This window comes from Microbacterium lushaniae, from assembly GCF_008727775.1.
In the GTDB taxonomy this organism is placed as follows: Bacteria; Actinomycetota; Actinomycetes; order Actinomycetales; family Microbacteriaceae; genus Microbacterium; species Microbacterium lushaniae.
Map to the genome: position 1 here is coordinate 3476182 of NZ_CP044232.1, position 11780 is coordinate 3487961.

Genomic DNA, 11780 nt, shown 5'->3' on the forward strand with positions numbered 1-11780 from the left:
TCCCCGATGCCGCACAGAGGCCGGGTGGGTGCTACTCGGATGCTCCGCCGCGGCCCTCCTGCAGCATCCGGGCCATCTCCTCGCTCATGCGGGCATCCACGGTGGGCACGGCGTGGTGGGTCACGATGCGCGACAGCGATTCGTCGTACCGGGCGATGAGGTGTCTCACGTGTGCCGCGGCCTTCGGCCCCAGGCGGTCGTACAGCTCGAGGAACAGCGCGCGCGCCCGGGACCTCGGCCAGCCCTCCGGAAGCAGCTCTGCGGGCAGCTCGGGGTCGGAAAGGCGGAAGGCGAGCCAGTCGTTGGTCAGTTTCGTGCGCAGCAGCAGCGCCTCACGCGGATCGGTGTCGCCGGCGGCCCAGGCCAGCCGCGGCGCGTACTCGGCCACGAACGCGCCGTACTCCCCGGCCAGGGCGTCCAGCTCGAACGCGTCCGCGATCGCCACGCGATCACCCTCTCGCAGCCCCCACGTCGCGCGCATGACGTGTCCCGCGCCGACGCGGAGTTCGTCCAGCAGCGCCACGGCGTCGGCACGCCGGTCGTGCGGGCTGATCCACACGCCGTCCTGGAGGTCGCCGAATGCCATGTTCTTCAGACCGTTGCGCAGGAGGCGCCGCACGTCGCGGTCGGCCTCGGGGATGGAGAAGGACACCAGCGTCCACTGACCGTCCCAGTCCGTGAAGTCGGCACCGAACGTGACGGCACGCGCGAGGCGCAGGCGCTGATTGGCGACGATCTCGCCGGGGATGCCGTAGTACGTGGCGCGCCCCTGCTTCCCCTGGGCGAGCAGCCCGCGCTGGGTGAGGCGGCGCATCGCCTGCCGTGACGCGTTCTCGTTCGCGCCGAACTCCGCGAGCAGGTCGACGAGGGCCGCCGACGGCAGCAGTTCATCACGAGCGAACCAATAGTCGCCGAGCAGCGTGATCAGCAGGTGCTGCGGACCGCCCCCGGAGTGGGGGCGGGGCAGGCGGCGTGTCCGGGTGTGCGGCAGCGTGAAGTCGACGTCATCCATGTCACTGCTCCTCGGGCAGAGCGTCGGCGGGCAGCGCGATGCGGATGTCGTCGAAGGCGGTGCCGGCCGCATACACGTCGCCGAAGACCGCGACGCCCTCCGGTGTGAGGGTCGTGGACAGGGGCGGGAACACGAGCCAGCTCTCGTCGACGAGGACCGGCTCGGCCCGCTCGACCCGCACGATCGGCAGCACCCCTCCCGCGCCCTCGACGCTCAACAGGCCGCCGGTCTCGTGCAGCTCGACCACCGGGTGACGGAGCACGACGTCGAGCATGCCGAAGTGGGCGCTGAAGCGCACCTCCCCGCCGAAGGCGATGCGCCAGGACGCTCCCGTCCGCTCGAGCGTGCGCAACGGGAAGCGGAACATGCCGTCGCCGTCGGTCTCGACGCCGTCGTCGCCGTACAGCTGCCCGTCGGGATTGCCGAGGACGTAACGGAGGAAACTGTCCCGCACTCCCCAGTACAGTCCGGGCACGACACCGGATGCGTCGGCCGCAGCGGGTCCGGTCACCTCAGCATCGCTGACATCCACCATGACGGTCGTCCCTCTCTTCCATCACTGATCCTCGCACGCGCCGGGTCGATGTGCGGCGGCGAGCGCGCGCCAGCCCGCGATGGGATGGCCCGGAAACTACAGTGAAGTGGTGGACGACGTCGTGCCAGATCCCCGCGGGACCCCCGCGATCGAGCGCCTCAACTACACCGCGTACCGCCTGTCCCGAGCACTCAACCGGGCTGCCGAGAACACCGCACTGGCGCGCGGCATCACCCAGCCCCAGCTGCTCATCCTGCAGGTCCTCGGTGAAGGCGTGCCCCTCTCCAACGCCCAGGTCGCCCGGCGCACGTTCGTCAGCTCGCAGGCCGCGCACATCGTCTCGGAGGAGCTCCTGGCGGCGGGTTACATCGAGAAGGTCGCCCACCCCACCAACCGACGCGTGCGGCTGGTGAGTCTCACGGAGAAGGGCTGGGCCGAGCTGCAGGAGTGCACGGCGGAGCTGCAGGAGCGCGAGCAGCGCCTCTCCGCCGAACTGGGCCCGCACCTCGGGGGCTCCCTCGCCGAGGTGCTGACCCACGCCGCGGAGGTGCTGGCGGGTGGCTACTTCGGCGACAAGGATGCCGAGGCCGAGGCGGTCGCGAAACGCCGTCGCCCCGCGCGCCCACCCCGGGGCCGCCCGCGCGCGACCTGAGCGCGGGCCGGTCAGCCGGTGTTCGTGCGCGCGCGCACGAACACCGCGCACGCGAGCGCGGCGCCGCCCCCGATGAGCATCGACGTCTGCCACGACGTGACGTCGATCACCCACCCCATGAAGAACGCGCCCAGCGGTGCCATGCCGTAGCTGCCCAGGGTCACGAGCGACATCGCCCGCCCCAGCTGCACGGGAGGCACGCTCGCCTGGGCTGCGGCCTGCAGGATGCCCTGGTAGTAGCCGATCCCGACGCCCAGGATCGGCGCGATCACGAGGAAGACCGCGAGAGTGGGCGCCGCCGCGTTGGCCAGCAGTGCCAGACCGAACCCTCCGCACGCCCACACGAGCGAGCGCATCGAGACCGACACCGGGGTGGCCGCGAGCATCCCGCCCACGATCGCCCCGACGGCGTTGAGCGCGTGGGCGGCCCCCACCATCGTGGCGTCACCGGAGAAACCGAGTGTCACGCTGGAGGTGATCACGACCATCATGTTCATCGCCAGCAGGGCGATGGCGCTGTTGACGACGAGGATCGTCACGAAGTCGCGGTTGCGCAGCGGGGTACCCGCGGCGCGCTTGTGCGCCTGGCCGAGGCGCGGACGCGGATGCAGCCTCGACGGGCGGATGCACGCGACAGCCACCAGCACCACGAGGAACGAGGCGGCGTTGATGACCATGCACCACGCCGCCCCGAGACCGGCGAACGCCAGGCCTGCCAGGCCCGGACCGATCGACCGCGCGGCGGAGAGGGCGATCGTGGAGATCGAGACGGCACGCGTGAGGGTTCCTGGGCCGGCGATCTCGAAGATGATCGCCTGCGCCGCGACGCGCTCGAAGGTGTTGATGCATCCGAGCACGAACACGAGGCCGTAGATCACCCGGAGGTCGGTCGCGTCGGCGACGATGGCGGCCGCGAGCCCCGTGGCGACCAGGACCGATCCGCTGGAGGTGGCCAGGAGGATCGTACGCGGGCGGAACCGGTCGGCCACGCGCCCCGCGGGGATCGCCAGCAGCAGCAGCGGGGTGAACTGTGCGATGGTGACGGCGCTGAGTGCCTGCGCGCTCCCGGTGAGGTCGAGGATGACCAGCGACAGCGCCAGGTTCTGGAACCACGTACCGGTGTTCGAGACGACCTGACCGGCGAAGTAGAGCGAGAACCGCGGATTGCCGAAAGGCTGCAGCGCGTCCAGTCCGCGCACGGTCAGTGCCGCGCCGGCACGCGCGTGCGGAGGAACCCGGCGATGCGTTCACCCACCCGGGCGTCCTCGGTGGAGCGCGAATCGGCGTTGTTCGCCCGGATCTCCAGCACCGGGATGCCGCGCTCCTCGAGGGCCGCGCTGATGAAGGATGCGCCGGGGGTGTCGTCGGCGACCAGATGCACCACGCCGTCCACGCCGTGGGCCAGAGCCTCCTTGACGTACCAGCTGGAGGACATCGGCGGCACGTACAGCAGGTCGGTGATCCCCACGAACCGTGCCGCGAGGGCGCGCACGGGATCGGGGCCGTAGCGTGCGTACCCGTCGGCGGCGATGGCGAGGTACATCGACCACACGAACACCGCCCCGAACTCCTCCTGGAAAGAGCGGTACATCTCCAGGTCCGACCACAGGCCGCGGCCGATCCACATGAGTCGCCGCCGCTCGTCGCGGCACACGGCGTCGCCGCGCTCGATGCGCGCGGCGACCTCGTCGTGCAGTCGCTTGGCCGCGGTCACGGCCCACTCGCTGCCGCGGTGCCACTGCGGCACCATGACACTGGGGATGGAGTCGGTGACCGCGACGGGGGTGGGCCGGGCGGCGGCCAGCAGATCGCGCGTGCGGCGGTTCCACTGGGCCTGCTCGTTGCCGAGCGCCATGATCTCGGCCAGGCGCGAATGATCGAACCTCCGGCCGGTGCGCTCCTCCAGCCAGGCGATCAGGTCGTCGATCTCGGCGGCGAGCAGGTCGATCCGCTCGCGCCCGAAGACCTCCTCCCACCCTTCGGCGACGTGCTCCCACCAGCCCTCGGGTGCGGGGTCGGCCGCGGTGCGCGACAGCAGGAACGTCTCGGTGCCCGGGCGCTGCCCCCACAGCTCGAAGATCTTGTGGGTGACGTCGCCACCGCGCTCGGCGACGGCGAAGGCGGGGGTGGGCAGTCCGCCCCACGGCGCCTCGTCCGCGGGAAGATCCTGCGCACCCAGGGCCAGCGCGTCGTACTGGCGACTGTCGTCCGGCAGGCCCAGCGCGCTCAGGCGGCGGAGGCTCTCGGGGCCGCGGCGTTTGGCGGCGATGACCGAGGCCCACCACTGGTTCACGACGTAGGGGATGCCCATCGCCCGGAAGACCTCGTGCGGCGCGTCGGCGTTCACGAACGCGATCGGCGCGTCGGGGCCGCTGGTCCTCCGCAGGGACTGGAACCACTCGCGCTGGTACGCCGTCGCGGCCACCGCGCTGTCGAGTCTGCCCTCACGCATGGTGCTCCTCCGTTCCGCCGGTCACGCCGGCCACCGCACGGGCGACGGCCCCGTCGAGCCCCTCGGCGGTGATCCCCACGCTGCGGTGCAGCGCGATCCCGGCGCCGGCGAGCGCATCGCCGGTCGCGGCGAGATCCCACAGCGGCGCCTCATCGCCCTGCCGGATGAGCGCCAGCACGACGTCGGCGTGGGCCGCCACGGCCATCGCCCGCGTCGTGGTCGCGCGCTCGGCGATCGTGGCGACGGCCGAGCCGGTCGACCGCGCGAAGTGCGCGTCGACGAGGCCCGCGTGGACTGCGTCGGCGTCCGGGGCCTCGACGGCGGCTCCGAGCCACGAGAGGTCGCCGGTGTCGTGGTCGTCGGAGACGATCGTCGCCCCGGATGCCTCGACCGCGGCGTACACCGACGGGTCGGGGTGGTTGCTGCCGGTGACGTGCACGCGCACGCCGCCCGCGCGCGGCTCGGCCGCGGCATCCAGCAGCTCGACCGCGGCGGCGGGGGGGACGGATGCGGCGGCCAGCAGGGCCGTGAGAGCCATCGTCCCGCCGACCTCCGGCGGCTGGGCGCGTCGCCGGGCCTGCAGGCGCGCGACGGCGTCGCCCACGGCGCGCTCCTGCCTCGCCGCCTCCCGCCAGGCGGCCGCATCCGGGGTGGAGCCGGTGACGCCTTCGCAGAACGCCGTGAGCGCCGCCAGCTGCGCTCGCGCGAAACGGCGCGTGGCCGGCGAGTCCTGACGCGGCAGGTCCAGCAGGTGCACGGGCGGGATGCCCGCGCCGCGCAGCATGCGCAGCACGTAGAACAGCCGCAGGTTCGCCTGGGAGTCGTTGCACACCACGATCGCGTCCAGCGCAGGACCCGCGCCGCCGAGCAGCTCCGTCAGGATCGCCGCCGCCGGCGGGTCGACGCTGCCCAGGTGCGCGACCGCCTCACCGGCGAGCGGTGCGGACCAGCTGCCCGTGAGACGGTGCGGGATTGCACCGGCGGCGAAGACGATCTGGCGGGGGACGTCGTTGCCGACGATCCCGACGGCCGCCCCGGCGGTCACAGCACCCCTTCGGCCCGCAGCTGGTCGATGGTCGCGTCGTCGTAGCCGAGCAGCGCGCCCAGGACCAGCTCCGTCTGCTCCCCCAGCCCGGGTGCGGGGCGCGACAGGTCGGTCGCGCTCCGGGAGAAGGTCACCGGCAGCCCGCTTCCGTAGAGCCCCTCGACGAATCCGAACTCCGGGTGCACGAGGGGGACGACCTCCTTGCGCGAGAGGACGAGTTCGTCCCGCACGGCCTCGGCGGTGTCGCGCACCGGGGCCGCCGGAACGGCGTTGGCCTCCAGGGCTGCGAGCACCTCGCTGAGCGGGCGGCGAGCCGACCACTCCTGGATGCGGCCGTGCAGGTCTCCGGCGTTGCGCACGCGGGCATCGCGCGTGGCGTACTCGGGGTCATCGACGAGGTCGGGACGCCCGATGGCGCGCAGGAGCCCTGCCGCGAACGCGTCGGTGGGGGCGCAGATCGCGAACCAGCCGTCCACGGCCCGGAACGTGCCGAACGGCGCCAGGCGCGGGACGACGGCGCCCGTGCGCAGTGGGATGCCGACCGACTCGAGTGCGTCGAACGGCTCGCACGCGACGAGGGAGGTGAGACTTCCCAGCATCGACACGTCCACATGCTGGCCTTCGCCGGTCTTGTCGGCGTGCAGCACGGCGGACAGCGTCCCGATCACGGCGAACAGCGGGGCGACGAGGTCGCCGACGGGCAGGCCGAACCGCACCGGCGGGTCGCCGGGTTCGCCGGCGGTCATCATGACGCCGCTGAGGGCCTGGATGATCGTGTCCATCGCCTTGCCGTCGCCGCCCTGTGCGCCGAAGCCGCTGATGGAGGTGTAGACGAGGCGGGGGTTCACCTTCCGCACGGCGGCGTAGTCGATGCCGAGCCGCTCGGTCACCCCTGCACTGTAGTTCTCCACGACGATGTCGGCCTCGCGGGCGAGTTCGAGGAACACCTCCCGGCTGCGCGGATGCTTCAGATTGAGGGTGATGCTCTCCTTGTTGCGACCGCGCACCATCATCGACACGGACATGTCCTGCGCCGACGTCCGCTGCAGACTGAGGCCCTCCCCGGTGACGTAGGGCGAGTTGTTGCGCGATGAGTCGCCGCCGCGCGTCGGGTTCTCGATCTTGATGACGCGTGCGCCCAGCCCCGCCAGCAGGAGGGTGGCGTACGGACCGGCCAGTGCCGTCGTCAGATCCAGCACCGTCTTGCCGTGCAGGGGTCCCCTCTTCGTGCTCATCGTGCTGCTCCTCCCTGCGCGACCAGAAGTCGGTCGTCGTGCCATGCGAACTCGGTCTGGAACCCGGCCTCGGCCGTGATGGCCCGAACGTACTGGGCCACCGCCTCACCCCGCTCGGATGCGCCGGTGGGCACGGGCACCGCGTCGTCGTCGATCCAGCACGGGACCAGCGACGCCGACACCGTCCCGTCCTCGGACACGTCCGCACGCGCGATCACGGTGTGGCGGCTCTCGGGGTGGAACGGGTAGTCCGGCATCGCCGGGTCGGGGACGAACCCGAACAGGCGCACGCGCTGCCGTGCCCACGCCGACCGCTCGGCGGCGTCGCCGGGCTTGGCCGAGAGGGCCTTCGTGACAGTGGCGAAGTTGCCCAGGCCATGGAAGATCGGCCGGCCGCGGTAGATCTCCACCCCCTTGAGGATGTGTGCGTGGTGTCCGATGACGACGTGGGCGCCCGCATCCACCATCGCGTGGGAGATCTCGCCCTCGTAATCGGCGATCTCGGCCGGCACGTGCACGAGTCCCTTGTGCAGGGCCACCACGACGACGGCGCCCGTGGCGGCCGTCTCGCGGACGGCGTCGGCCACACGCTGCAGCGAGCGCTGCTCGGCGAAGGTGTAGATGCGCGGCGGGCCGCCGGGGTTGGCCCCGCGGGTCTCGTAGTGGGTGACCACCTCGATGTAGGCGGCGCCGGGCTTCAGCGACGTTGCCCACGTCTCCCGCGGCCCGACGCAGTTCACGCTGAGGACTGCGACCTCGCGCTCACCGCCCGTGACGATCGCCGGGGCGAGGGCTTCGGCGAGGTCTTCTCCGGCGCCGGCGGTCAGCATCCCGCGCTCGGCGCAGTGCCGCCGGGTCTCGGCGATCCCCTCCGGGCCGAAGTCGAACACGTGGTTGCCGGCGAGGGTGAGCACGTCGAATCCGGCGGCTGCGACGGCGTCCAGCGCGCTGGGGGGTGCCGGAAGTGCGGGCACGTCGGTCGTGAGGACGCGACCGACGTCCACGTGCGGTACTTCGAGGTGACCGATCACGACGTCCCCACCGGCCAGCACGGGAGCGGCGGCGGCGAGCAGAGCGGTGGCATCCGGCGTCTCGAGCACGAGATCGCCGGTGGCGAGCACGGTGATCATCGCGACGGCGTCTCCGTCTGCGCCGTGCGCGTGAGGAATGCCTGCAGACGCGTGGACTGCGGGGACTCGAAGAACTCCCGCGCGGGCCGGTCCTCAATCACCTTGCCCTCGGCCATGAACACGCAGCGGTCGGCGACGCTGCGGGCGAAGGCGAGTTCGTGCGTGACGACGACCATCGTCATCCCCGAGACGGCGAGGTCTTTGATGACCTGCAGCACCTCGTCGACGAGCTCGGGGTCCAGCGAGCTGGTCGGTTCGTCGAACAGGAGCACGCGCGGGTTGGCCGCGACGGCGCGCGCGATCGCGACGCGCTGCTGCTGGCCGCCGGAGAGCTGGCGCGGGTGCGCGTGGGCCTTGTCGGCGAGACCGACCCGCTCCAGCAGTTCCATCGCGCGCCGCTTCGCCTCGGCGGGTGCGACCCCGTGGACGGTGACGGGCGCCTCGGTGATGTTGCGCAGCACCGTCCAGTGCGGGAAGAGGTTGAACTGCTGGAACACCATCCCCATGCGGCGCCGCTGACGCTGCACATCGACGTCGCGGAGCGGGCGGAGATGCCCGCGGTGGGCCTCGTAGCCGAGCAGCTGCCCGTCGAGGTACATCGAGCCGGCGTCGATCGACTCCAGCTGGTCGATGCAGCGCACGAGGGTGGACTTGCCCGAGCCGGACGGGCCGAGCACCGCGACGACCTCGGAGTCCTCGACCCGCAGGTCGACGCCGTCGAGGGCTGCGTGCTCGCCGAAGCGCTTCTCGACCCCGACGACCTCGAGCACGGGCACCGTGGTGCGTTCGACGCTCATGCTGCAGCCTCCAGCCGCTGGACGGTGCGGCGCGCGCGCGTGGTGCGCGCGAGTCCGCGGTTGAACCGGGCTTCCACCCGGCGCTGCACGAGCGTGAGGAGGGTCACCACGACGAGGTACCAGATGACGGCGACCAGCAGCATGGGCACGACCTCGTAGGTGCGGTTGTAGATGACCTGCACCGAATGCAGCAGGTCGCCCATCGCGATGACGCTCACGAGCGACGTGCCCTTCAGCAGCGCGATCACCTGCGACCCGGTCGGGGGGATGATGACCCGCATCGCCTGCGGCAGGATGACGCGGCTGAACGTGCGCCACGGCGAGAAGCCCATCGCCTTGGCCGCATCCCGCTGCCCCTGGTCCACGGAGAGGATGCCCGCGCGGATGATCTCCGCCATGTACGCCGCCTCGTGCAGCGACAGCCCGATGATGGCCGCGGTCAGCGGCGTGATGACGTCGTTGGTGTTCCACGCGAACAGTTCCGGCCCGAACGGCACGCCGACGGCGAGCTTGGGGACGAGGTAGGCGAGGTTGTACCAGAAGATCAGCTGCACGAGCGGGGGGACGCCGCGGAAGACGCCCACGAACACGACGCAGGCCCAGCGGACCGGCGCGAAATCCGCCAGCTGCCCGGCCGCGAGGGCGGTGCCCAGCAGCGAGCCCAGCACCATGCCCACGGCCGTGAGCATGAGCGACATGAGCAGGCCCAGCAGGACGGAGGGTGCGAAGAGGTACTGCGCCACCACGCCCCATTCGAACCGGTCGTTGGTGGCGAGGAAGACGGCGAGCTGGACGACGGCGAGCGCGAGGAGCACGCCGATGACCAGGCGCCACGGCCGGAACCGGGGGCGGGCGTCGGCGACATCCACACTGCCCGCGCGCGGCGGTGTGATGATGGGGGTGGTCACGGTGCGCTCCTCGTGCTCGGCCGTCGCTCAGCCGCCGGTGTTCGGGTTGAGGACGGGCGCCTCGACCTGGGCGTCCTCGATGTCGTACTCGGCCATGATCTCGGCGTACCGGCCGCTGTCGAAGATGGCCTCGAACGCGGCCAGCATCGGCTCGGCGAGCCCCGAGTCCTTCGGCATGAACATCGCCAGGAGGTCCACCCCTGCGCCCTGCTCATCGGTCTGCATGACGTAGTCGTACTTGTCCTGCTGGGTGGCGAGGAGATCGATCGCGGACGCCTGCGTCGTGCCGACGAGGTCGGCGCGGCCGGAGTTCAGCGCGAGGATCGTGGAGTTGGTGTCCTCCAGGCCCACGAACTCGGTCGGCTCGAGGCCCTCGCCGGTGCACCAGTCGTCGAGGCGCTGCAGCTGCGTCTCGGTGACGGATCCGACGACGCCCGCGACGCGCTGGCCGCACACCGCCTCGCTGTCGGGGAAGTCGTCGGCGCGCTCGGCCGGGAAGACGTAGCTCGTGCGCGTGGTCATCCACACGACGGCGTCGAAGTCGGCCTCCCGTTCGGGGGTCGCGCGGACGGGACCGTTGAAGGCGTCGTAGCGGCCGGAGAGCATGCCGGTGAGCATCGCGTCCAGTCCCGACGACGTCACGATCTCGAACTCGACGCCCAGCTGCTCGGCGAGCGCTGCCTGCATGTCGGGGTCGATGCCGGTGAAGGAGCCGTCGTCCTCGATCGTGCGGTAGGGCGGATGCGTGTCGCCGGCCATCGTGATGACGCCGGCTTCCTTGATCTCGTCGGGCAGCAGGTCGTACAGCGGTGCGTCTTCGCCCACGGGGGCGTCGACGACGGGCTCCCCCTCGGACGCCGGTTCACCGGGCGAGGCGCAGCCGGCGAGGGCCAGCACGGCCACCAGCGGGACGAGAGCGATCTTTGCTCGCATGAGATTCTCCACATCGTTGTGATCTCGTGGGCCCCGGGTGGGCCTCCAGTCAGAACATCATAAAACTTGATGATTGGAAACGTCAATGATCGCCGGGCACACGGCCGCAGACGGCCGCGCCGGGCGGGCGCGCGGAGTCAGAACACGTACTCCATGAGCTCGAGACCCAGGATGCGGAAGGCGTCGTGCGCGCGCAGCCGATGCGCGATGGAGAGGTCGTCGAAGCACACGATCAGCGCGTACGACACCCCCGCGCGCGGGCCGGCGAGCACTCCGGCCTCCGCGCGCACCCCGTCGCCGCGGCCGGTCTTGTTGACGAACAGCAGCCCGTGGCCGTCGTCCTCATGCGCGAACGGGTCGAGCCCCGTCGCCGAGGCGACCAGGCTGAGGTCGGTGTTGAGGCTCAGCCATTCGGCGACCTGTGCGCTGACCCGCGCGCTGACCGCTCGCGAGTTCACCAGCGCGGAGAACAGGGTGGCCAGCTCGCGCGCCGACCCCAGGGCCACCTGCGGCGCATCGTCGGGTCCGCGCCGGTCGCGGAACCGGTCGAGCAGGGCTGTGCGCTCCAGACCGAGCGCTTCCAGGCGCGCCCGCACGGCGGGAAGCCCGACGCGTCGGAGCAGGGCGTTGGCCGCGAGCGCGTCACCGGTGGATGCGGCGAGCACCGCCAGATCCACAAGCGGCAGCGCCGGCGCCTTCAGGTGCTGCCACACGCCCGAGACCGACACCGGTTCCACGGCGGATCGGTCGACGATCTCCAGCGGATTGAGCCGGCCGTCCTCGAACGCCGCGGCCACCTCCACCAGGAGCGGCACGACGCCGAGCCCCCCGACGGGCAGCGTGTCGTTGTCGTCGCCGGCGAGCACCGTGGTGCCGCGATCCAGATCCGCCACCCGCACCGCCACCCGCGCTCCCGAGGTCGCGAGCTCGTCCAGGGCGGCGAGCGTCGACGTGAACGACCGTCGCCCCGCCCCCGTCCGTCGCGGCGGGCGACGCCCGCCCGTGCGGCCCGAAGCCCGCAGGGGCGCGGTGTCGCGCGACGAGTCCGGGGTGGGGGCCACGACGATCTCCTCGGGTCTCA

At 71.8% G+C, this 11780-nt stretch carries 12 protein-coding genes; 1 reads left to right on the forward strand and 11 read right to left on the reverse strand.

Features of this window, described 5'->3' with window-relative positions; genetic code table 11:
* Positions 1-31: 31 nt before the first annotated feature.
* Together F6J85_RS16755 and F6J85_RS16760 are read right to left on the reverse strand one after the other, a co-directional pair.
* On the reverse strand, positions 32-1012 hold the full coding sequence (locus F6J85_RS16755; protein WP_191906672.1) for a PaaX family transcriptional regulator: 981 nt from the start codon (positions 1010-1012) through the stop codon (positions 32-34).
* A gap of 1 nt (position 1013) precedes the next feature.
* Entirely contained in the window at positions 1014-1547 is a 534-nt protein-coding gene (locus F6J85_RS16760; RefSeq protein WP_150926815.1) for an HtaA domain-containing protein, read from the reverse strand.
* Positions 1548-1656: 109 nt separating this feature from the next.
* Between F6J85_RS16760 and F6J85_RS16765 the strand changes: the two genes are divergently transcribed.
* Positions 1657-2199 carry a MarR family winged helix-turn-helix transcriptional regulator gene (locus F6J85_RS16765; RefSeq protein ID WP_191906673.1) on the forward strand — a complete coding sequence of 181 codons (543 nt, stop codon included), beginning with the start codon at positions 1657-1659 and terminating at the stop codon, positions 2197-2199.
* 11 nt (positions 2200-2210) lie between these two features.
* Here the strand turns inward: F6J85_RS16765 and F6J85_RS16770 are convergent, their stop codons facing one another.
* The 9 genes from F6J85_RS16770 to F6J85_RS16810 all read right to left on the reverse strand — a co-directional run bounded on the left by F6J85_RS16770 (position 2211) and on the right by F6J85_RS16810 (position 11760).
* Positions 2211-3398, reverse strand: coding sequence for an MFS transporter (locus tag F6J85_RS16770; RefSeq protein WP_238706997.1), 1188 nt, complete (start codon positions 3396-3398; stop codon positions 2211-2213).
* Positions 3399-3400: 2 nt separating this feature from the next.
* Positions 3401-4651 carry a 2-hydroxyacyl-CoA dehydratase family protein gene (locus F6J85_RS16775; RefSeq protein WP_150926821.1) on the reverse strand — a complete coding sequence of 417 codons (1251 nt, stop codon included), beginning with the start codon at positions 4649-4651 and terminating at the stop codon, positions 3401-3403.
* Positions 4644-5696: a 2-hydroxyacyl-CoA dehydratase family protein gene (locus F6J85_RS16780; RefSeq protein WP_150926823.1), complete on the reverse strand. Its 1053-nt coding sequence runs from the start codon at positions 5694-5696 to the stop codon at positions 4644-4646. Before F6J85_RS16780 ends, F6J85_RS16775 begins: the two co-directional genes overlap by 8 nt.
* Positions 5693-6931: a CaiB/BaiF CoA transferase family protein gene (locus F6J85_RS16785; protein WP_150926825.1), complete on the reverse strand. Its 1239-nt coding sequence runs from the start codon at positions 6929-6931 to the stop codon at positions 5693-5695. Before F6J85_RS16785 ends, F6J85_RS16780 begins: the two co-directional genes overlap by 4 nt.
* Positions 6928-8061 carry a CapA family protein gene (locus tag F6J85_RS16790; protein WP_150926827.1) on the reverse strand — a complete coding sequence of 378 codons (1134 nt, stop codon included), beginning with the start codon at positions 8059-8061 and terminating at the stop codon, positions 6928-6930. Before F6J85_RS16790 ends, F6J85_RS16785 begins: the two co-directional genes overlap by 4 nt.
* Positions 8058-8858: an amino acid ABC transporter ATP-binding protein gene (locus F6J85_RS16795; protein ID WP_150926829.1), complete on the reverse strand. Its 801-nt coding sequence runs from the start codon at positions 8856-8858 to the stop codon at positions 8058-8060. Before F6J85_RS16795 ends, F6J85_RS16790 begins: the two co-directional genes overlap by 4 nt.
* Positions 8855-9766: an amino acid ABC transporter permease gene (locus F6J85_RS16800; protein ID WP_150926831.1), complete on the reverse strand. Its 912-nt coding sequence runs from the start codon at positions 9764-9766 to the stop codon at positions 8855-8857. Before F6J85_RS16800 ends, F6J85_RS16795 begins: the two co-directional genes overlap by 4 nt.
* A 27-nt stretch (positions 9767-9793) precedes the next feature.
* Positions 9794-10699, reverse strand: coding sequence for a transporter substrate-binding domain-containing protein (locus F6J85_RS16805; RefSeq protein WP_150926833.1), 906 nt, complete (start codon positions 10697-10699; stop codon positions 9794-9796).
* 137 nt (positions 10700-10836) lie between these two features.
* Positions 10837-11760 carry a serine hydrolase gene (locus tag F6J85_RS16810; protein ID WP_191906674.1) on the reverse strand — a complete coding sequence of 308 codons (924 nt, stop codon included), beginning with the start codon at positions 11758-11760 and terminating at the stop codon, positions 10837-10839.
* Positions 11761-11780: the final 20 nt, after the last annotated feature.

Excerpts from the sequence above, each read along its gene's own strand:
- F6J85_RS16755 (WP_191906672.1), bottom strand. The coding sequence starts at position 1,012 with ATGGATGACGTCGACTTCACGCTGCCGCACACCCGGACACGCCGCCTG.
- F6J85_RS16760 (WP_150926815.1), bottom strand. The coding sequence starts at position 1,547 with ATGGTGGATGTCAGCGATGCTGAGGTGACCGGACCCGCTGCGGCCGAC.
- F6J85_RS16775 (WP_150926821.1), bottom strand. The coding sequence starts at position 4,651 with ATGCGTGAGGGCAGACTCGACAGCGCGGTGGCCGCGACGGCGTACCAG.
- F6J85_RS16785 (WP_150926825.1), bottom strand. The coding sequence starts at position 6,931 with ATGAGCACGAAGAGGGGACCCCTGCACGGCAAGACGGTGCTGGATCTG.
- F6J85_RS16790 (WP_150926827.1), bottom strand. The coding sequence starts at position 8,061 with ATGATCACCGTGCTCGCCACCGGCGATCTCGTGCTCGAGACGCCGGAT.
- F6J85_RS16795 (WP_150926829.1), bottom strand. The coding sequence starts at position 8,858 with ATGAGCGTCGAACGCACCACGGTGCCCGTGCTCGAGGTCGTCGGGGTC.
- F6J85_RS16805 (WP_150926833.1), bottom strand. The coding sequence starts at position 10,699 with ATGCGAGCAAAGATCGCTCTCGTCCCGCTGGTGGCCGTGCTGGCCCTC.